Source organism: Planctellipticum variicoloris (assembly GCF_030622045.1).
GTDB lineage: Bacteria > Planctomycetota > Planctomycetia > Planctomycetales > Planctomycetaceae > Planctellipticum > Planctellipticum variicoloris.
Genome location: NZ_CP130886.1, coordinates 3,855,418 through 3,875,551, shown reverse-complemented (window position 1 = coordinate 3,875,551; position 20,134 = coordinate 3,855,418). Strand labels below are relative to the sequence as shown.

The following is a 20,134-nucleotide window of genomic DNA, read 5'->3' as shown; positions in this document are numbered from 1 at the left end:
CCGTGAAAGGAACGAGACGGGTCGCTTCAAGAAGCTGAGCGCGACCCTCCGGCGATGGACAATGAGACGATTTTCCCGTAGAGCGATCGCCGTCCATCGCTGGGGGTAAAGCACTCGGCTGCACCGTGGTTACGATCGGTGAACTGCTGGAGTGCGGCGCAATCTGGCTGTGACGATATCGCGTCCGGGTCAACCTGCCGATCCCAGTGGAAACACGAAGACCGGACATGAAGCGTAGCGAAGAACGGACTCGGTCACGCTTCCCTTGAGGATTCTCTGCAGTCCCTTTCGTTGATGAGTGCCGAGAACGATCAAGCTGACGTTCTTTTGCTCTGCAACATCGACAATCTGCTGGGCCGGGTCACCCAAAACGACGTGGTAATTGGACCGGACGGCGGGGTCCGTCGGCAAAAGGCTCTGGAGCGCGGATTGCGATCGGGACCGGACTTGAGAGTAATCGTGGTGCAGGTGATCGCTGCTGGCGGGTGGGGTTTCCACATGCAGCAGCAGAACCTTGGCGCCGCACAGCCTCGCGAGCAAGGTTGCCCAGTTCACCCCGACACGGGAGGAGGAGGAGAGGTCCGTCGCGAAGAGGATCGTCGCTTCGTCCTGGCTATGCGAAGGGAATTGCGTCCGCTGCGCCAGATCGAAGGCCTGTGGGGAGTCCGAAAGACGATTGACAGTTACCATCGCACCGTCTCCTGTTTGCGAATGAGGTGAAGAGCAGAATGGACGATGTCGCAGAATCGAGAGAACGCATCGCGCGCAATGTCCGCAATTGTTTTGAGCGCGTCATGTCGAAATGGTCTCCAGTTGGTCACATCGTTGGGCCGCCTCCGGCTGGTAGACGATCTCGGCGATCTCGATCTGCACTTTCCCGCTGGGAACGGGCCAGTCGACACGATCTGCCACACGCTGTCCCAGAAGTGCGGTTCCGATCGGAGCCAGAACCGAAACTCGGTCTTGAAAGATGTTGGCTTCCTCTGGGTAGCACAAGGTGAAGGTCCAGCATTCTCCGTTGTCGATTTCCCGGAAGAGCACGGTTGACCCCATCGTCACCACGTCGGGCGAGATGTCCGCTGATTCCCGGCACAGAGCGGATTCGAGTTTCTGCCGGAGTGCGGAGAGATGCTTTACGTCTGGGAAGTGAAGCCGGTCCTCGGCAACAGCGTGGTTGATCAGCGCGGTCAGGCGACAGTGGTCGAGGCAGGTCATTTCGACCCTTGAAGACGTCATGAGAAAATCCTTTCCGAACTGACGATTCGGGAGCTCGCCCGAACGATTGATATCTGAGTGTCGTGGAAGTGCGGGATTCCAGAGCTGGGAGACCGATTGTGCCAACTCATTGCCGAGCGATATCCCGACCCCGCGCGGCCGAGATCCACTTCAATCTCGTTTCGCGCCGTTGGCTGATGCGTAACGATCTGCTCAGCAAGCAGGTTGGCATCGCAGGAGCGGGCGGATCGTGTCAGAACCGGCGCGTGTGGGTCTGTCATCGCAGCAGAGCCAGGCACACGCCCGTATCACTGACTGCGAACGGTTGATTGGACGTGGTCGAAGGGGGAAAAATGCGGGGGAAAGTCGCGGTTCATTTGCATTCCTCCTTCATCGCAGGTTGACGTGTCGTGACGTTCAGACTCATTGCGGTTAGAATGCCACGCTTTCGGCAGAAGACGATCTGGACCCGATCGCCCGGTTGGAGGAGGCGGAGTTTCACCCGTTCTCCGTTGAGTCGAACCTCACAATGGGGGGGGACATCGAAGATGAGAAACCCATCTTCGTGCAACAGAACTGCGACCGTGCGGCTGACGAGGTCGATCGCCTGAATGGGACCCTCTGCCACTTGTGGAGACGTAGATACTCCAGAAATAAGCATGATTCCTTCCTTCAATTCAGCCGGCGTATCGGCCCCGCAGAATCGCTCTGCGGAAGTGGGCGACGGATTACATGGCTAGTTCTGAAACGCTATCTATGCACGCTGCGTGCCAATCGAACAAATGTCGGAATGGCCTTCGCATTGGCCCCAGATCATAGCTGTCGGCGCGTTTGCCAATGGCCGCTTAGACCGGCACGACCGATCGACTGGTGTCCTGGATTGAGCAAATTGGCCAGAATCGACCACTGTGCGCCATTCAAGCGAGTTGAGCCGCTCGCAGCCCGTTGACCATAGCCCACGGGGCCGCCCCGTGCAGGGTCCGCGGCTTGCCCGCTCCTGTCAGCGTCTGCAGCAGTCGGCCCGGGTTGTGCGCTGCGGCCTCCATGGGGAGCCTATCCAGATACTTCGTCGACTGCGTTTCAACGCCGATCAGGGAATGCCCGACCGGTTGGGCTTCGACGACACCGATCGCCTTGCCGTCGGCGTGCAGCAGATAGTCGGCGAACCCGGTTTTGAGCGGGAATTCGGGGGCCGCGATCCCCCGCCCAGCAGACAGGTTCAAGTCGGCATAGTTTTGAGCGATCCAGCCGGCGGACACGAGCCGCGGATCAATCCGCTGCCGGGCCTGTTGTTCGGGGGCATTGAGAGGTGAGCGTCAGGTGGTCGTGATGTTCGGGTTTGTTCCGAGGGCGTAGTCGGCCAACACTGGCGGTCACAACTGGCGAACGACAGCAGTGGCCTGTGTGGAAGCTGCTTGCACGTACGGTGCGGCCGCGCCGGTCCGCGGGGAAGTTTCTGCACGTTCGTAAAGTGGGGTCGGAGGCTGCGGTGTGACGGTTTGCTGCTGCGGTTCCATACCGCATTCGAGTCCATGAGCTGGTACTTCACGGCTCGATTGGTCTAAGCGTTCCGTCAACCGCGGAAAGTTTTGGACTTGCCCCAGTTGCCTCAGAGCGAGGCTTTTACAACCTGATTGCCGGGAACTTGTTCGAGGGGCATCTGGACGGGGATTTCATGAACTCTCGCAATCCCGCAGTTTCTCACGAGCTGAATGACCGCGCGGCAGTCGTCTTTCTGGTGGTAGGCCCTGGGGGACTGGGCCAGTACCTGATTGCTCGCGGTCACCAACCGCCAGCGCCAATACCCGTCTTCATCTCGATAGACGTAAAACATCATTGCCGTGTCTCCTTTAAGAGCGATGAGCCGCGTGGACTGGGAAGCACCGCCTTGGCCACGCCATCGGGCGACGTGAAGAGGCTTCGGCCCGTTGGGTGACCGTCACTTAGGCAATTCGCGTGCCGCGTGCGTCTCGCTGCAAAACACGAGCATTCAGGAATATGGAGAAGCATCCACTGGCCGGAATCTGGCCAGTTGGCTGAAATGCGCCCGGTCAAGGGCGAGTCTCACAAGTTCGTCGTCCGCCCGTGATCGACGGGGACGCGGGGAGGGCTTGGCGGCTCACTCCAGGGGGTCATCAGACTTGCTGATCTGCCGCTCGACGCTGATGCCGAGCGATTTTAAGTCGTTACGCAATGTGCTGCGCGAGATCCCCAGGGCCTTCGCGGCACGCAACTGGTTGCCCCCCGTTTCCTGAAGGGCCTTTGTCAGCAACCGACGTTTCACTTGATTCAGGATTGACTCATAGAGATCTGGAGCGTTCGATCGCAGCCCGTCGTCAATCAGGCGGTCCAACTCGGATGGCGTCGTGCCGGGCGTTTCCACCCGGCACTGCGCGCCGACCTGTACAAACTGGGGCAGAAATTCCGGGAGCAGAACCGGCCCGGTGGATTGCAGCAAAGCCTGCTTGATCACGCTCTGCAGCTCGCGCAGGTTTCCCGGCCAAGAATACCGGCGGAGCATTTCCGTGGTCTCGGGACTCGTTTGCGTGATCTCCTTGCCCAATTCCAGACCATAGCGATTGAGGAAGAATTGGACGAGAAGCATGAGATCCTCGCCCCGTTCCCGCAGTGGCGGCAGGGTGATGGTGAAAACGCTCAGGCGATAGTAAAGGTCGCTGCGAAACTTCTTGTCGAGGATCATGCGCTGCAGATCGCGATTCGTCGCCGCGATGATCCGCACATCGGTCTTAATCGTTTCATTGCCGCCGACACGTTCGAACTGCTGATCCTGCAGCACACGGAGAATCTTGGCCTGAGTCAGCGGAGTCATGTCGCCAATCTCATCCAGAAACAATGTCCCGCCTGAACATTGCTCAAATTTTCCGATGCGCCGTCGATCCGCGCCGGTGAAGGCGCCTTTCTCGTGCCCCAACAACTCGCTTTCCAGCAGGTTCTCGGGGATGGCGGCGCAGTTGATCGCCAGAAAAGGGCCGGTCGCCCGGCGGCTGTGCTGATAGATCGCCCGCGCTACAAGTTCTTTCCCGGTACCGGTCTCACCCATGATCAGTGCCGTGACTTCCTGCGGCGCGATCCGGCCAATGGACTTGTAGACTTCCTGCATGGCCGGGCATCGGCCGATGATGATGTCGGCTCCGTCCGATGGCCCTTCGATTTCGGTGCGGGCGGGAACGCGCATCAGGCGGCTGATCTCGAAAGCCCGTGCGATGAGCGTCTCCAGAGGAGCGAGTTCCAACGGCTTCAGGAGATAGTCAAATGCTCCGAGCTTCATGGCTTCGATGGCGGTGTCGGTGGTTCCATGCCCCGTGATGAAAATCACGGGGATCCGCGCATCTTGTGATCGAATTCGCCGAAAGACCTCCAATCCGGGCATATCCGGCAAATTGATGTCCAGCACGACCACATCCGGCTGGTGCTCTGCGACCGCCTCCAGCCCCTCCAGCCCCGAGGATGCCGTCAGCAATTCGATGTCCGGCCGCCCGAAGGCTCGCCGGAACGCGTGCAGGATCGAAGCCTCGTCATCAATCACCAGAAGGGATGCCATCGCACGGTCTCAGTTTTCTAGTTCCAGATGCTAGTTCGCAACAGCAACCCGCTGAGACGTCGGCAACCGCAAGGTGAAGCAGGCGCCGCCTGCAGGAAGATTTACCGCCGAAAGACTGCCGCCATGTCGACTGGCAATGCGGTGCGAGACCGCCAGCCCCAGACCAATCCCAGTCTCCTTGGTGCTGACAAAAGGATCAAAGAGTCGACCAAACAGGTCCGCGGGAATGCCCGGTCCAGTGTCGAGCACCTGCAGTTCAACCTCGCCCGCGCGCGGCAGCGGCAGGCGAACCTCAATCCGCCCTCCCTCGGACATCGCATCCAACGCGTTCAGAACCAGATTAACAAGCAGTTGCTGGACTTGGTCTTCGTCCGCTTCGACCACGACCGGCGCGGGAGGCGGAGAAAAGTCCAAAGTCACCTGCTGCTTGCGGGCCCGCCCCACAACGAGGGCCAGCGTGCGCTCCACCAGGAGCGCGAGATCGACCGGGCGGTGCTCCGGTCGAGGCGGCCGTGCGAAGTCGAGGAATTGCTGCAGGCACCTCTCCATGCGGCGAATTTCCTGCTGGATAATGGCGAAATCATCGGTTGGAAGTCCCTGATTGCCCGCCTCCCGATGATTTGTCTGGACGAGCAGTTTGATCGAGGTCAGGGGATTTCGCAATTCGTGGGCGACACCCGCGGCAATTTGTCCCACCATGGCCAGTTGATCGGCCCGGAGAACCTCGCATTCGCGCTGCCGCCGTTCTTCAAGCACGCGATCGATCCCTTCCAGAAGCGACCGGACTTGCGCCAGCAATTCGGCCGGCCGGGTGCTCTGAGGCATCGGGGCAGAGCCAAGACGCTGTGCAGCGACATGGACCCGTTCGCTCACGTCCATAAATGAGCGCTGTAACTGACGACAGCCGCGAACGGCAAAGAGCATGGCTCCGCAGGCAGACAGGCCACCCAGCACAATGCCACTCCAGGCCCACAATCGCCCCGCCGCGCTCCAGTCCTGGATGCGGCCCACGTCGCTCAGCAAAGCGATTCCGATGGCAAGGCAGAACCCGCCCAGTATCAGACTGACCACGAGGGTGGGCAACAGCGTTTCGATCAGGATGCGAGGCTTTGTCATCGAGTAATCGACCTCTGCGATCGGTGTTGTCAATTGGGTTCATACGCGTTGTTGCCGCCAGAGCCCCGGACCCCTGGCAGTCCGTTATAAGTCTTCCCCGTCCCTGCCGCACCGTAACCCCGGCAGGTATCTTTGTCTCCGGTTCCGGATCAGGCCGGCTACAAAGGTCTTGCCGATGGCGATGGGACGGCGGAATGAGTCGCGGCAGGAGCCGCTGTTTGTCACGGCGGAGCAGTTGCCGCGGTCGCAAGGGCGCCCCTTCTGCAAGGCCCGCAACCGCCTGTTCGCCGACGCCCGCTTCGACCGTTGGATCGAGGATCGCTGCTTGGCATTCTATCAGGAAGTCGACCGTCGCGGTCAGCGGCCGCTGCCGCTGCCGCCGGGCGTCTGCTTCCGCAGGCTGCTGGTCGGGTACGTCGAGGGGCTCGGCTCGCAGCGTGGCATCGCCTGGCGCTGTGCGGACAGCCTGTCGCTGCGGGAGTTCCTCGGCCTTCCACTCGACCAGGGGAGCCCCGATCTGGACTTCCCCACGTTTTGTGGGCGCTCGAAAAAAAGCGTATCCCGAGTTCAAGCGGGAAGTCGTGGAACTCGTGAAGTGTCAGGGACTGTTGGCGGCGGAAGGGGTCCGACGGCTGGATGCGCACGCCAACCTGCTGCGGAAGTGGCAGAGTCAGGCCGCCGGGCAGGGGCCGCAAGCCTTCCCCGGCAAGGGGCATCAGACCGCCGTGGAGAAAGAGAACCGTCGGCTGGGGATGGAGCGCGAGATCTTGAAAAAAGCGACGGCCTTCTTCGCGAAGGAGTCGAAGTGAGATACACCTTCATCGACGACCATCAGGCCCGGTGGCCCGTCGCCGTGCAGTGCGACGTGCTGGACGTGACGCGCAGCGGCTACTACGTCTGGCGTCGGCGCGGCCCGAGCCCCAGGGCCGTCCGTCGCCATGAAGTTACCGAGCAGATCCGGGAAGTGCATACGGCCAGCCGTCAGACGTACGGCGCGCCGCAAGTGCATACGGATCTGTTCATCCGGCAGATTGTCGGCTGGTCGATGTCGGAGCGGATCGACAGCCGGCTGGTGGTGGATGCGCTGGAAATGGCGCTGACCCGTCAGCGTCCCGACTCCGGCCTGACAGCGCATTCGGATCGCGGCGTGCAGTACGCCAGCGAGCACTATCAACGGCAGCTTCAGGCGCACGGGATCACGTGCTCGATGAGCCGGAAGGGGAACTGCTGGGACAACGCGCCGACGGAATGCTTCTTTGCGACGTTGACGAAGGAACTGGTCCACGACGAAGGGTACCGCACGCGTGCGGCCGCCGGTCCGAGCCTCTTCGAGTCCATCGAAGCGTTCTACGACCGTCAACGCCGCCACTCCGCCCTGGGCTGTCAGACCCCGGCCCAGTTCGCCGAAGCGGCATAACCTGAACTCAGCGCCCACAAAGCGTAAGGAAGTCCAGAAGCCCCTGCCGAGACGCTCAAAAACGCCATGTTTTTATGGGTATACAGGGCGTTTCGCATTCTTTGCAGAGCCGTGCAAGTCGGTGCGGGACATATCATGTTGTGCGGGAGAAATGGGTACTGCCACTTTTCTGCGGGTCGTACTGTAGGCCGTACTCGCACTCGGAATGTAAGCGGTCGGCCGCGCGACGGCGCGGCGGCGGCTCTCGCTGGTTGCCAACGTCTCTCGGCGTCGCGCCTCGCGATCGTTTGCCAGTTGACGGTTGGTCAACCACTGCCGTGGACTCGACTTCGGTGAAGGCGTGCTGCCGGTCGGTGGAGGCGAGATGAAATGAGCGATTGCGACCTCGATTCGCCCGTCCCCGATTGGGTCATTGAGCATCCAGCAACCCTTGCTGTATTTCAGGAGTTCGGGATCGACTACTCCTGCGGCGGAAAGTCGTTGGCGTATGCCTGCCGCCAAGAAGGACTGGATGACCGCGTGGTCCTGCTGAAACTGCTCGATTGTCTGAAGGCGGAGGAAAGCGATCCTGCGACACATGGCGAAGAATAACGTCTCCCACGACCTGTTTGATCCGCGCAAGGGCGGCCAGGCGATTCGCATCAGCAGTATGCGAATCGATGCCAAACCGTTCGAGCCGGCCCGTACGAACTATTTCTCCGTTTACTTGATCGAGTCCGGGAGCGGGATGTTTTGGGCCGACGCCTCGCAATTCACCTTCGGGCCGGGTGCGTTGCTGTTCTTCATTCCCTACCAGCACATCCGGTTTGTCCCCGACATCCCGGTTCAAGCGGAGGTGGTTCAGTTTCACGCCAACTTCCTGTGCGTCGAGACATTCCACGCGGAGGTTGGCTGCAGTGGCTTGCTCTTCAACGACCCCTACGGAATTCCCGTGGTCGTCATGGATGAACAGTCGAAATCCGACGTGAAGAACTTGATCGACCACATTCGAAAGGAGCACGAGGAGCGCGAGCTCGCCTATGGCGAAGCCATGCTCGCACACCTGAAGGTCCTACTGATTCTGGCCACGAGGCTCAAGTCCTCCCGAGCCGGCGCCTGCGGGCCGGGAATGGACCTTCGGCATCCGGTCCTGGGCCAACTGCGCGACTTGATCGAGCAGAACTATCACACGCTGCACTCGCCCGCGGACTACGCGGAGCGGCTGCACATGACTCCGAAGACGCTCGGCAGGATTGTCCGGGAGCATCTCGGGACAACGCCGACCGATCTGATCCGCAGCCGCATCCTGATCCACGCCAAATGGCAGCTACTTCACACTTTGAAGCCGGTGAAGGAGGTTTCGCGAGAGCTTGGCTTCGGTGACGAACTGTACTTCAGCCGCCTCTTCAAAAAGGCGACGGGCCATTCGCCGACCTTTTTCCGGGAGTTCGAGACGGCGGTCCGAGGTGGAAGCAATCTGTCCATGCTTTCCGACCGTGCGCCCATTCCGCGTTCTGCCGTTGCCTCCGATACTTGAGACCTGACGGCGGGAGCACCGACTACCCGCCGCCGCTGGCTCTAACGGAGATAGAAAATGAGCGTGCTGAAGCTGTTTGAACTGGCGTCCCAGATGGACAAGGCGGGCGTTGCCCTGACTCGGGCGGGGTTGATTGTCGTACTGCTCTGGATTGGCGGACTGAAGGCGTTCCGCTACGAGGCAGACGGCATCGTGCCGTTCGTCGCCAACAGCCCGGCCATGAGCTTCTTCTACTCCGACCCCGGGAACTACAAAGCCCACAAGAACCCAGAGGGCGTGCTGAACACCGAGAATCGGGCATGGCACGAAGCGAACCGCACCTACGAATTCGCGTACGGCTTGGGCACTGTGATTGTTCTGTATGGTTTGCTGCTCTGCCTGCACCCGTGGATTCCGCAGGCAGCAGCGGTCGGCAGCTTCCTGGTTTTCGTGATGTCGTTCGTCACGCTGTCGTTCCTTATCACGACGCCGGAATGCTGGGTTCCGCCTCTCGGCGATGCACAATACGGATTTCCGTATCTGAGTGGAGCGGGGAGACTCGTCGTGAAAGACGCCATCATGATGGGGGCCGCCCTCGTGACGATGGCGGATTCGGCGAAGGCGTACTTGCGGGAGCGAGGGGCATCGGTCTCGCGGATGAGCGTGAGTTCGAAAAAAGGCGACGGTGAAGGCCATGGCAACTGATGCCGCATCACCTTCGCCCGAGTCCGGCGGGCGCGCGGCTTTCGCTGCGGCCTCTGAGACACTTCCCGGCGCACCGATTGTGCACCAAACGTGCACCAGGAAGGTCGTTTTCCCGCAAAGAAAAAGCCGCAAGTTGCTTTCAGGAAAGCAACTTGCGGCAATCGATCGAAGGCGGAAGCGGAGAGGCAGGGATTCGAACCCTGGAACGAGTTACCCCGTCTCCGGTTTTCAAGACCGGTGCCGAATCGCGGCAACTATCTGAACGGCAAAGAGGTTACGGCGACACGAAAAACGTGGTTGCCGGTTTGGTTGCCGGTCCCGGTCCGAAACTGCGTCTGGCTGCCGATTCCGAGCCCTGTCTGATGCCGCCGGAACTGGCGCGGATCGTTGACGTCTGGGACAGTCTGCCGGAGGCGGTGCGCCGGTCCGTGGTGAATCTGGTGGACTCCGCAATTCCACGGCGCGGCCTCACAACCGCGACAATCCGTCGGCGGATGGCGGACCGGTTGTTCGGCTGACCTGCCGGGCCGGCGTTTCTGCTTATCAAAAGCGCCGGCAGTTTTCGCTTGCTATGGATGCTGAAATATCGCAGGCAGTGCTGCTGGGCCACGCAACAACGTGGATTCCGCGCGGCTGTTTCGGATTCTCTGATTGACGTACCGTCCCTCAGTCGATATCGTTAATCGTAGATAGACGATTTTAAGGAGTTGTCGTGGCAACGCGGAAGTCGGACATGAAATGCTGTGATTCCTCAGCGGTCGCTCTGCCGCATGGTGAGCGGGATGAGGACTTGGCCCGGCTGGCCTGGGCGGTCGCACACCCTGCCCGTGTGCGGATTGTGCGGCTGCTGTTGAGCCGGACGTCTTGCGTGTGCGGTGAGATCGTCGATCAACTGCCTCTCGCACAGTCGACCGTCTCGCAGCACCTGAAGATCCTGAAAGAAGCGGGGCTGGTTCAGGGCGAGATCGACGGACCGAAAGTCTGCTACTGCATCAATCCCGCCGCATTGAACGAACTCAAGCAGCTCATCGCGGGCCTGTAGATTTTTTTTGGAAACTGTGATCGTTGTTCGACGATAGACGATGTGAGGAGGTGAGATGACTCAGAACAAACTGCTCGAAACGGTTCAATCTAAGTATGCGAGCGTCGCCCGCAGCGGGCTCAGCAATGACTCGGATGCGGTTCGGTCGGTCGCTGCCGCGTTCGGCTACACCGCCGATGAACTGGCAGACCTGCCTCCCGAGTCCAATATGGGACTCTCGTGCGGCAACCCGGTGGCCCTGGCCGGACTGAAGCCCGGCGAAGTCGTCCTTGACCTGGGCTGCGGCGGGGGACTCGATGTCCTGTTGGCCGCGAAGCGAGTCGGTCCGACCGGAAAGGCCATCGGCGTTGATATGACGCCGGAGATGATCGAGCGGGCGCGGGCCGGGGCCGCCCGGAGTAGAGCCACGAACGTCGAGTTTCACCTGGCGCAGATCGACATGCTCCCGCTGCCGGACGCGTCGGTGGACTGTGTGATTAGCAACTGCGTCATCAATCTCGTTCCCGATAAGTCGCAGGCGTTCCGCGAGATCCTGCGAGTTCTCAAGCCGGGCGGGCGGGTTGCGATCAGCGACATCGCGCTTCGGCAGCCGCTGCCGTCCGAGGTGGCCGCCAGCGTGCAGGCTTACGTCGGTTGTATTGCGGGTGCAATTCTGATCGCCGACTACGATCGCCTGCTGCGGGAAGCCGGATTTGCATCGATTGTGGTTGCGGAATCAGGGGCGGACCTGAACGTGTATGCTCAGGCCAGTTCCGGTGGGTGTTGCTCGTCTGCAGGCGGAGCCTGCGGGCCGGCACAGACAACGGCGGCGGAGACTCTTCCGCTCCATGACGAACTCGCTGGCGTGCTCAGCCAGTTTGATGCAAATGCATATGCCGCCAGCGTGCGCGTGCACGCCGTGAAGGCGGGCGCTGCCGTGCAAGAATCCAATGTTTCAAAGGAGACTGCCATGAAAACGATTCAGGTCTATGACAAGCCGATGTGTTGTTCGACGGGGATCTGCGGTCCATCCGTCGATCCGGTGCTGCCGCGGTTCGCTGCCGATCTGGACTGGCTGAAGTCACAGGGGCATACGGTCGAGCGCTACAACCTGTCGCAGCAACCGGGGGAGTTCGTGAAGAACCCCCAGATCCATCAGTTGTTGTCGTCCGAAGGGACCGACTGCCTGCCGGCGATTGTCGTCGACGGGAAGATCGTCAGCCGCAAGGGATATCCCACGCGCGAGATGCTGGCCATGTGGGCCGGCCCGTCCGCAGCGCCGTCGCTGCCCGTCGCGCAACCAGCCGGTTCCTGCTGCGGCGGTTCCGCCTGTTGCTGAACCCGCAGTCGATGACCTTGCCTCTTTCGGGAATCACACGATGAGATTTCTCACCAATCCGACGCGGAATCTGTTCTTTACGGGTAAAGGGGGCGTCGGCAAGACGTCGCTGGCGTGCGCCACGGCCGTCCGGCTGGCGGACGCCGGAAAGCGAGTCCTGCTGGTGTCGACCGATCCGGCTTCGAACCTCGACGAAGTCCTGCAGACGCCGCTGGGCCATCACCCCACGGCCGTGAACAGCGTCCCCGGTCTGTTCGCGATGAATCTCGATCCCGAGGCCGCTGCCGCCGAATATCGCGAACGGATGGTCGGACCGTATCGCACGCTGCTGCCGGCGGCGGCCGTGGCGAGCATGGAGGAACAGTTTTCGGGGTCGTGCACGCTGGAGATTGCGGCGTTCGACGAATTCTCGAAACTGCTGGGTGATCCGAGCGCGACCTCCGAATTCGATCACGTGATTTTTGACACCGCACCGACCGGGCACACGTTGCGACTGCTGACACTCCCGTCGGCATGGTCGGGTTTCATGGAGACGAACACCACCGGCACATCATGCCTGGGGCCGCTGGCCGGCCTGCAGGCACAACAGGCATTGTATCAGGAGACGGTCCGCGCTCTGGGCGATCCGCAGGTCACGACGCTGGTGCTCGTCACCCGGCCGGAGGTCACGGCCTTTCGTGAAGCCGCGCGAACGAGCGGAGAGCTGGCGGGGCTGGGCGTGCAGAATCAGCACCTGGTCGTCAACGGTGTGTTTCGGGCGGCGAATGGTGACGATCCATTCGCGCTGGCGCTGCAACGCCGCGGCGACCTCGCGATGGACGAAATCCCCGCGACTCTGCGGGATCTGCCGCGGACGGTGATCCCCCTTTCCCGCGCCGGAGTGCTGGGCCTGGCGGCCCTGCGGGCGCTCGGCAGCGATCTGGTCACTGCGAGTGAGACTGTTCTGACGGGCTCGGACGATCTGGTTCTGCCGCCGACTCTGGGCCAGCTCATCGATGATCTGGCGGCCCCCGGACACGGCGTGATTCTGGCGATGGGCAAGGGTGGCGTCGGAAAGACGACGGTTGCTGCGGCGGTGGCCGTGGCCCTGGCCGAACGGGGATTCCGCGTGCATCTGTCGACGACCGATCCCGCCGCGCATCTGTCGGCAATGATCGACAGCGATGCGATGCCAAATCTCACGGTCAGCCGGATCGATCCTGCCGGCGAAACGGCCCGCTACACGGCGGAAGTCATGCAGGAATCCGGAGCCAACCTCGATGCATCGGGTCAGGCGCTGCTGGCGGAGGATTTGCGGTCGCCTTGCACCGAAGAGATCGCTGTCTTCCGGGCGTTTGCCCAGGCGGTCGCGGAGGGGAGCGATCGGTTCGTCGTTCTCGACACTGCCCCGACCGGCCATACGATTCTGCTGCTGGACGCCGCGCTGGCCTACCATCGCGAAGTCACCCGGCAGGCCAGTCAGATGCCGGAGTCCGTCGAGCACCTGCTGCCCCGGCTCCGGGACGCAAACTTTACACGCGTGCTGGTCGTCACGTTGCCCGAAGCGACACCGGTCCACGAGGCGGCCCAACTGCAGCGGGACTTACGCCGCGCTGAGATTGAGCCCTACGCGTGGATCATCAACCAGAGTCTGGCACCGCTGCCGGTCACTGACCCGGTGTTGAAATCGCGGCAGGCGGCCGAGCGAGTCTTCATTCGCGAAGTCGTCAGCGAGCACGCCGCGCGCGTGGCGCTCGTCCCGTGGCAGCCGGAGCCGCCCGTCGGGCGTTCCGAGCTGCACAAGCTGCTGGCGACGCGTTAAGCCTCTCCACACGACCTCTTCCGGGAGCCCATTGCATGGCCACGATTCAAGTTCTGGGGACGGGATGTCCCAAGTGCGGCTACCTGGCGGCGAATGCCGCACGCGCCGTCGAAGAGTCCGGACGAAACGATGTGATCGAGAAGGTCACGGACATCATGCAGATTCTGGAGTTTGCTCCTGCCGCGCTCCCAGCCCTGGCGATTGACGGCAAGGTCGTCTTCGCGGGAACACTTCCTTCTCCCGAGCAAATCCGACGTCAACTCGAAACGACCTCAGAAGCAAGGCAACCGTCATGACTCGCAAAACGCTATTCACCGCCGGACTGCTGGGATTTGTCGGAATCAGTCTGCTGGTCGCCGTGGCTGACATCGCCGGCTGGCGTCGCGCCGCCGGACCATCGCCGATCGTTCCGGCCGCGGGAATTGAATCGCAGAGTACGGCCCCGCAACTAACCGCCATCTTCTTCCATGCCACCCAGCGCTGTCCGAGCTGCAAGAAGATTGAAGCCTATTCGCATGCGGCGTTACAGCCGGAGATCGACAGCGGACGACTGACGTGGGAAGTCGCCGACTACACCGCTCCTGAGAACTCGGCTCTCGTGAAAGAGCTGGAGGTCTTTACGTCGACCGTTGTGCTCGCCGAGCGTCATGGCGGACGGATTGTCCGTTCCAGGAACCTGGAAGAGGTCTGGGATCACACGCACGATCAGGCCCAGTTCGCGGCCTTCATCCGCGATGCCTGGGATCACTTTCTGGAGCCGCTGTAATGGACTCGCTGGTTGTGGGCATCGGAAGCGCCGCGTGGCTGGGGCTGCTGACGTCGATCAGCCCGTGCCCGCTGGCGACGAACATCGCGGCGATCTCGTTTGTCGGACGTGACGCCAGCAAACTGTCGATCGTCCTGCTGTCCGGGCTGATGTATACGCTGGGGCGGGTCGTCGCCTACGCGGCTCTCGGCAGTCTGGTGGTGGCGAGCATCCTGTCTGCTCCCGGCGCGGCCGTCTGGCTGCAACGCAACATCAGCCTGTTTGTCGGTCCGCTGCTGGTGCTGGTAGGAATGGTGCTGTTGGGGTTGATCGAGATCCCGCTCCCGGCCGGGACGTTTCTGAATTCTCTCCGGGAACGCCTGCAGAAACGCGGCATTCTTGGCGCGGGCTTGCTGGGCCTCGTGTTCGCCTTGAGTTTCTGTCCGGTTTCGGCCGCACTGTTCTTCGGCAGCCTGATTCCGTTGGCCATCGCGGAGGAGTCACCGCTGCTGCTGCCGGCGGTCTACGGGATCGGGACCGGGGTGCCCGTGCTGGGCTTTGCGGTGGTCCTCGCCTGCGGCGCGAAATCGCTCGGCATGGTGTTTCAGCGGGTGACCGGGATGGAACGCTGGTTGCGTCTGGGCACCGGGCTCGCCATCCTGCTGATTGGCATCGTCCTGACGCTGCAGCACGTCTTCCGCGTTGAAGTGTAACTCCATCGAATCGGACATCATGAGCGGTTCGCCGAAGCTGACATTCGAGGTCGTCTCGCAGCGGATCGACGCACATGGCAGCGTCTCCCGCTGCAAACAGGCGGAGATTCCGCTGGACACCGACCTGGCCGGCAATCCGCATGCCTTCAATCCGGCGGAACTACTGCTGGCGGCGTTGTCGGCCTGCATTATCAAGGGGATCGAGCGGGTCACGCCGATCCTGCGGTTCTCACATCGGGGACTCGAAGTCCGTGTGCGTGGCGTCCGTCAGGACGTCCCGCCAAAGCTGGAAGCGATCCACTATGAGATCGTCGTCGATACGGACGAGCCGGACCGGCAACTGGAACTGCTGCACGAGAACGTAAGAAAGTACGGCACCGTGTTCAACACGGTCGCACCGGGAACGACGCTGACGGGAGTTCTCCGACGTCGACGGTCCAACGCAGGAGATCTTGAGGCTGAACCGGGGGCAGAATAATGAGGTGCCAGTGAAATCCACAATCGGTCGACGAAAGTCTGCGAGGGATCGACGTGACGTTGCCCGATTGTACGAAACCAATTGTCGCAGATCCTGAGCTTCAACTTGATGGTCTGCATCATCACTGAAAGGAAACGGAAAGCATGGCTTCAGAGACTCATAAGGCGTGTTACGGCGAAATGTTCCCAGACCCGCTGCATCGGGAGAACGATCGGCGGCTGAAAGGCAAAGTGTTTGGGTATTTGCTGTCCACCGGTGGCGGATTCATCCGAAATGACCGCAATGTGACGGCAGATATTGCCGAATGGGATGATTGCCGCCAGTGCCCGGAGTTCGTTCACTGCTATCAGCTCTGCATTGGGAAACTGGCCCTCCAGGGAGCGATCATCGACGAGTGACAGCGAGCGCTGCCGGTGCCGGGAATCCGGCATCACCGGCACGGTCGACCGGATTTGAACGGATGCTTTACTCGCTACGGGAACTGCGACTCATGGCAATCGAAACAATCCCGGCGAAACCGACGGGAGGGATGAGTTTCTTCGAGCGTTACCTGACGGTCTGGGTCATCCTCTGCATCGTGGGGGGCATCATTCTCGGGAAGATGGCCCCCGGACTGGCGGAGTCTCTCGACGCGTTGGCGATCTCGGTCGACGGGACGCCGGTGATCTCGATTCCCATCGCCATTTGCCTGTTCTTCATGATGTACCCCATCATGGTGAAGATCGATTTCGTAGAAGTCCTGCAAGCCGGGCGGGCTGTGAAACCGGTAGCACTCACCCTGTTCATGAACTGGATCTTCGCGCCGTTTGCCATGTTTGCCATCGCGATGTTCTGTCTGGGCACGCTCCTTCTGCCGTTCATTGGCCCCGAAGCGGTCGACTACATCAAGGTTCCCCTGGGAGTGAATCTTGACGTGGGAGCCCGGTACGGAGCTGGGACCGTGGTCCTGCAGAATGGAGTGAAGATCCTGGAAGTCCCCCTGTGGCGGAGCTACGTTGCGGGTTGCATTCTGCTCGGTTCGGCCCCCTGTACGGCAATGGTACTCGTCTGGAGTTACCTCGCCCGTGGCAACGTCGGACACACGCTCGTGATGGTGGCCATCAATTCGCTGACCATGCTGGGGTTGTATGGCGTGATCAGCGGGTATCTGCTGGGAGTCGGTCAGTTGCCGGTTCCCTGGCAGACGCTCTTGCTGTCGGTCGGCGTGTACGTTGCGCTTCCCTTGGTGGCGGGCTATCTCTCACGGCGGTGGATTCTGGCGACGAAGGGAGAAGTCTGGTTCCGGGAGCGATTCCTTCACCTGCTGACGCCGGTGACCATTACCGCGCTTCTCGTCACGTTGATCCTGCTCTTTTCATTCAAGGGCGAGGTGATCCTCGGCGATCCGCTCATCATCCTGTGGATCTCAATTCCCCTGATCGCACATACGGTCGTGTGCTTCGCCCTTGGTTATCTGCTGGCGAAGCTCCTGGGGCTGTCGTACGAAAGCGCCGCACCGTCGGCGATGATTGGCGCTTCGAGCAACTTTGAAGTGGCGATTGCCACTGCAGTGATGTTGTTTGGCCTGTCGTCAGGTGCGGCACTGGTCACGGTGGTGGGCGTGCTGACCGAGGTGCCCGTCATGTTGATGCTGGTTCGCTTCTGTGTCGCAACGCGGAACTGGTTCCGAGCTGACGCCGCTACCTTGGAGAGCCCGCTCGCTCCGTCGGCGAGCAGATGAGCGCCAGCCTGCGCTGAACCCTCAAGCCGTCCAAACCTGGAGATGCACGACATGTTGTCGACCATTGTTGTGGGAACCAGTCTCAGCGAGAACTCAACTCGCACGCTCTGCTGTCTGCGAGGTCTGCGAGCCGGGGGTGCCCGAAAAGTATTTCTGGTTCACGCGATGAACATTCGCGATGTCGGCACGCTATTCCGTCAGCTCCAGGCGCTTGCCCTCCCCGCGCTCGAACGGCAGGCGCAATTGCTGCGAGACATGGGTTTCGAGGTTGAAACCGACGTTCGCCTGGGCCTGCCGTATTACGAGATTCAACAAGTCGCAAGCGAACAGGACGCGTCCGTAATCGCCGTGCATCTGACGACGGAATCGCTGTTGGAGTCAGCCTTCGTCGGGGGCGTGGCCTACGAAGTCATCCAGCGTGCGGACCGCCCGGTTCTGGCCATGAAGGCCACCTTCACTGAGCAGGGGTGCGAACCCCTCTGCGAAAACACGCTGGATCACATCCTGTTCCCGACGGACTTTTCCGCCAATGCGGAGCGGGCTCTCGATCTCCTGGCGGATATCGTTGCTGTTGCGCACTCGACGGTCACCGTGGTCCATGTCCGAGAGGGGGATGGTGACACGCCGGCGAGCGAAGTGGCGTTGGACGCCGATCGGCAGCGACTGAGCGAGATCGCGGCGCGCCTTACCGCATCAAAAGCCCAAGCCGTCAACGTTGTAATCCGCTGCGGTTCGCCGACGGCTGAGCTGCTGTCGATCTCAACGTTGCACGCACCCTCAATGATCATCATGGGCAGTCAGGGAGCCGGCTTTATTCGGGAGGTGTTTCTCGGCAGCGTGAGCCACAACCTCGTGCGCCATGCTCCTGTACCGGTCTTGCTCGTACCAGCGTTTCGCGGCTGATCAATGCGGATTGAATAATCTGCCGAAATCACCGCCTGAGTCCGCAACAACGCACGTGATGTGCTCGATGGCGTCCGGCGTCGGAAGTGCCGGAGAGCCGAGGAATAAGCAATATGCCGTCAGTGAAACCAAAACTCCTGTTTCTATGCACGGGCAACTCGTGCCGCAGCCAGATGGCCGAAGGTTGGGCTCGACACTTGCTGGGAGACCGCATCGAACCGTATTCCGCCGGGATCGAGGCTCACGGCATGAATCCCAGCGCAGTCCATGTGATGCAGGAAGCCGGTGTCGACATCACGGGTCAGTCGTCGAAGCTCGTCAGCAGCCTGGCCGAGATTCCGTTCGATCTGGTCGTCACGGTCTGCGGCCATGCGGACGAGAACTGCCCGGCATTTCTGGGTAAGTCCCGCGTGGTGCATGTCGGCTTCGACGACCCGCCGAAGCTCGCAAAGTCGGCCACGACTGAGCAGGAGGCTCTGAGCCATTATCGTCGCGTCCGCGACGAGATCCGGAAGTTTGTGGCAGAGAACTTGACCGACCTGTTGCCGAGCTGAGAACGATTCGCATGTTGTCCGCGCGAGAACTCCGGTTGTGAGAGGAACAGACCAATGGTGGCCAGCCTGTCGACGGAAGTGGTCGGGATCGTAGGCGGTGGGCGAGTGACGAGAATCTTGCTCACGGGCTGGCAGCGCGCCGGTCAATGGCCCGATCGAGTACGAGTTTTCGAACCGAACGCGGCGGCTGCCGAAAAGCTGGCAGCAACTGTGGCGGGCGTCGAACTTGTCTCTGAGGCGGCTGCAGCCGTCGGAGGGGCCACGATAGTCTTACTGGCGATTCACCCACCACAGCTTCTTGCGTCCGTCGCCGATATCTCGCCGCATCTCGCACCGCAGGCGCTGGTGATCTCCCTGGCCCCTAAGGTGACACTGGCGCAGTTGTGCGAGCGTTTGCCGGCGCACGTCAAGGTGGCACGTCTGCTCCCGAACGCCCCGTCGCTGCTGGGGCAGGGTTACAACCCCTTCGCCTGCGGCCCCGACTGGACGGCAACCGACCGCGCCCGCCTCCAGCAGGTATCGGAGGTCTGGGGGGAATGCCCCGAAGTGCCGGAGCAGGAACTCGAAGCATACGCCGTGCTGACGGCGATGGGTCCCACGTACTTCTGGTTCCAATGGCAGACGCTCGAAGATCAGGCCCGATCGTTCGGTCTGCCTGAAGAACGGATTCGCCCGGCGTTGCAGCGGATGCTGGCGGGAGCCCTGCAGGTCTACTTCGAATCAGGTTTGTCGCCGAATGACGTGATCGACCTCATTCCGGTTCGGCCGTTACAGGAGCATGAAGAAGTCATTTCCGGAATGTTTGCGGAGAATCTGGCCGCGATTTACCGCAAACTCAACCCGTAGGGTCGCTACGATGGACGTCAATGTGCTCGTCCGAGCGAGGCCGACACTGAAGTTCACGATGTCGACGCGACGATGCGCTTTTGAATGGAACGCCTGCTGTCCCACTTTCAGGAGAACTGACATGAGCAATTCCCAGACTCCGATGGACCTGCTGCGGCAGTTCGCGCCCGAGTTTGCCCAGAATCAGATGGATGAGAAGGCGTTGCTGTTTGATCACCCGAGTTATCAGGCGGTGCCCGGCAAGTACAAGCTGCTGATGGGAGTTGCCGTTGCCGCGGCGCTCGGGTCGGAGATGTGCACCCAGATGTGGGTCCGCCAGGCGAAGGAGAAGGGTGTCACGAATGCGGAAATCACGGAGGCGATTATGGTGGCCAGGTTTATGAAACAGGCCACGGTGAATGACACCGCCGCCAGAATGTTTGCCGGACTGTCCAACGCCGCTCCGTCCGTTCAGGGATAGTCGCGTTCGTCGCGGTCCTGCAATAGTCCGACCTCCTGGAGTAC

The 20,134-nt window shown here is 61.3% G+C and carries 23 protein-coding genes and 2 pseudogenes; 19 read left to right on the top strand and 6 right to left on the bottom strand.

What is annotated here, in order from left to right; genetic code table 11:
• Positions 1-189 precede the first annotated feature (189 nt).
• From SH412_RS15070 to SH412_RS15045, 6 genes are all read right to left on the bottom strand, one after another.
• On the bottom strand, positions 190-690 hold the full coding sequence (locus SH412_RS15070; protein WP_336518837.1) for a universal stress protein: 501 nt from the start codon (positions 688-690) through the stop codon (positions 190-192).
• Positions 691-792: 102 nt separating this feature from the next.
• The gene (locus SH412_RS15065) at positions 793-1,236 is read right to left on the bottom strand and encodes a GreA/GreB family elongation factor (RefSeq protein ID WP_336518836.1); all 444 of its coding nucleotides are present in this window, start codon (positions 1,234-1,236) and stop codon (positions 793-795) included.
• 896 nt (positions 1,237-2,132) lie between these two features.
• Entirely contained in the window at positions 2,133-2,474 is a 342-nt protein-coding gene (locus SH412_RS15060; protein WP_336518835.1) for a hypothetical protein, read from the bottom strand.
• 350 nt (positions 2,475-2,824) lie between these two features.
• A complete protein-coding gene (locus SH412_RS15055) occupies positions 2,825-3,052 on the bottom strand; it encodes a YegP family protein (protein WP_336518834.1) in 228 nt (75 codons plus the stop codon).
• A 282-nt stretch (positions 3,053-3,334) separates the two neighbouring features.
• Positions 3,335-4,777 (bottom strand): sigma-54-dependent transcriptional regulator, encoded by a 1,443-nt coding sequence (locus SH412_RS15050; protein WP_336518833.1) that lies wholly within the window; start codon positions 4,775-4,777, stop codon positions 3,335-3,337.
• A gap of 30 nt (positions 4,778-4,807) precedes the next feature.
• Positions 4,808-5,893, bottom strand: coding sequence for a two-component system sensor histidine kinase NtrB (locus tag SH412_RS15045; protein WP_336518832.1), 1,086 nt, complete (start codon positions 5,891-5,893; stop codon positions 4,808-4,810).
• Positions 5,894-6,068: 175 nt separating this feature from the next.
• Here SH412_RS15045 and SH412_RS28635 point away from each other — a divergent pair.
• From SH412_RS28635 to SH412_RS14950, 19 genes and pseudogenes are all read left to right on the top strand, one after another.
• Positions 6,069-6,368, top strand: a pseudogene (locus SH412_RS28635) (transposase); the annotation flags it as partial.
• A gap of 40 nt (positions 6,369-6,408) precedes the next feature.
• Positions 6,409-7,310, top strand: a pseudogene (locus SH412_RS15035) (IS3 family transposase).
• A gap of 369 nt (positions 7,311-7,679) precedes the next feature.
• Positions 7,680-7,901, top strand: a complete 222-nt coding sequence (locus tag SH412_RS15030) for a DUF542 domain-containing protein (protein WP_336518829.1) — start codon at positions 7,680-7,682, stop codon at positions 7,899-7,901.
• Entirely contained in the window at positions 7,888-8,826 is a 939-nt protein-coding gene (locus SH412_RS15025) for an AraC family transcriptional regulator (RefSeq protein WP_336518828.1), read from the top strand. The genes SH412_RS15030 and SH412_RS15025 overlap by 14 nt, the downstream gene beginning before the upstream one ends.
• Positions 8,827-8,883: 57 nt before the next feature.
• On the top strand, positions 8,884-9,510 hold the full coding sequence (locus SH412_RS15020) for a DUF417 family protein (protein ID WP_336518827.1): 627 nt from the start codon (positions 8,884-8,886) through the stop codon (positions 9,508-9,510).
• A gap of 293 nt (positions 9,511-9,803) precedes the next feature.
• Entirely contained in the window at positions 9,804-10,028 is a 225-nt protein-coding gene (locus SH412_RS15015; RefSeq protein WP_336518826.1) for a hypothetical protein, read from the top strand.
• A gap of 215 nt (positions 10,029-10,243) precedes the next feature.
• Complete coding sequence (locus SH412_RS15010) at positions 10,244-10,552, top strand: ArsR/SmtB family transcription factor (protein ID WP_336518825.1); 309 nt, start codon at positions 10,244-10,246, stop codon at positions 10,550-10,552.
• A 55-nt stretch (positions 10,553-10,607) separates the two neighbouring features.
• Entirely contained in the window at positions 10,608-11,870 is a 1,263-nt protein-coding gene (arsD, locus tag SH412_RS15005) for an arsenite efflux transporter metallochaperone ArsD (RefSeq protein ID WP_336518824.1), read from the top strand.
• A gap of 40 nt (positions 11,871-11,910) precedes the next feature.
• Complete coding sequence (gene arsA / locus SH412_RS15000) at positions 11,911-13,671, top strand: arsenical pump-driving ATPase (protein WP_336518823.1); 1,761 nt, start codon at positions 11,911-11,913, stop codon at positions 13,669-13,671.
• A gap of 35 nt (positions 13,672-13,706) precedes the next feature.
• Positions 13,707-13,967 carry a thioredoxin family protein gene (locus tag SH412_RS14995; RefSeq protein ID WP_336518822.1) on the top strand — a complete coding sequence of 87 codons (261 nt, stop codon included), beginning with the start codon at positions 13,707-13,709 and terminating at the stop codon, positions 13,965-13,967.
• A complete protein-coding gene (locus SH412_RS14990; RefSeq protein WP_336518821.1) occupies positions 13,964-14,437 on the top strand; it encodes a nitrophenyl compound nitroreductase subunit ArsF family protein in 474 nt (157 codons plus the stop codon). The genes SH412_RS14995 and SH412_RS14990 overlap by 4 nt, the downstream gene beginning before the upstream one ends.
• Positions 14,437-15,129, top strand: coding sequence for an aromatic aminobenezylarsenical efflux permease ArsG family transporter (locus SH412_RS14985; RefSeq protein WP_336518820.1), 693 nt, complete (start codon positions 14,437-14,439; stop codon positions 15,127-15,129). The genes SH412_RS14990 and SH412_RS14985 overlap by 1 nt, the downstream gene beginning before the upstream one ends.
• 19 nt (positions 15,130-15,148) lie before the next feature.
• Complete coding sequence (locus SH412_RS14980) at positions 15,149-15,607, top strand: OsmC family protein (RefSeq protein ID WP_336518819.1); 459 nt, start codon at positions 15,149-15,151, stop codon at positions 15,605-15,607.
• A gap of 143 nt (positions 15,608-15,750) precedes the next feature.
• Positions 15,751-16,005, top strand: coding sequence for a hypothetical protein (locus SH412_RS14975; RefSeq protein WP_336518818.1), 255 nt, complete (start codon positions 15,751-15,753; stop codon positions 16,003-16,005).
• Positions 16,006-16,097: 92 nt separating this feature from the next.
• Entirely contained in the window at positions 16,098-17,327 is a 1,230-nt protein-coding gene (arsB, locus tag SH412_RS14970) for an ACR3 family arsenite efflux transporter (protein ID WP_336518817.1), read from the top strand.
• A 51-nt stretch (positions 17,328-17,378) separates the two neighbouring features.
• Positions 17,379-18,230, top strand: coding sequence for a universal stress protein (locus tag SH412_RS14965; RefSeq protein WP_336518816.1), 852 nt, complete (start codon positions 17,379-17,381; stop codon positions 18,228-18,230).
• A gap of 113 nt (positions 18,231-18,343) precedes the next feature.
• Positions 18,344-18,784, top strand: coding sequence for an arsenate reductase ArsC (locus SH412_RS14960; RefSeq protein WP_336518815.1), 441 nt, complete (start codon positions 18,344-18,346; stop codon positions 18,782-18,784).
• A gap of 54 nt (positions 18,785-18,838) precedes the next feature.
• Positions 18,839-19,630, top strand: a complete 792-nt coding sequence (locus SH412_RS14955) for a pyrroline-5-carboxylate reductase family protein (protein WP_336518814.1) — start codon at positions 18,839-18,841, stop codon at positions 19,628-19,630.
• A 121-nt stretch (positions 19,631-19,751) separates the two neighbouring features.
• Positions 19,752-20,090, top strand: a complete 339-nt coding sequence (locus tag SH412_RS14950) for a carboxymuconolactone decarboxylase family protein (RefSeq protein WP_336518813.1) — start codon at positions 19,752-19,754, stop codon at positions 20,088-20,090.
• Positions 20,091-20,134: the final 44 nt, after the last annotated feature.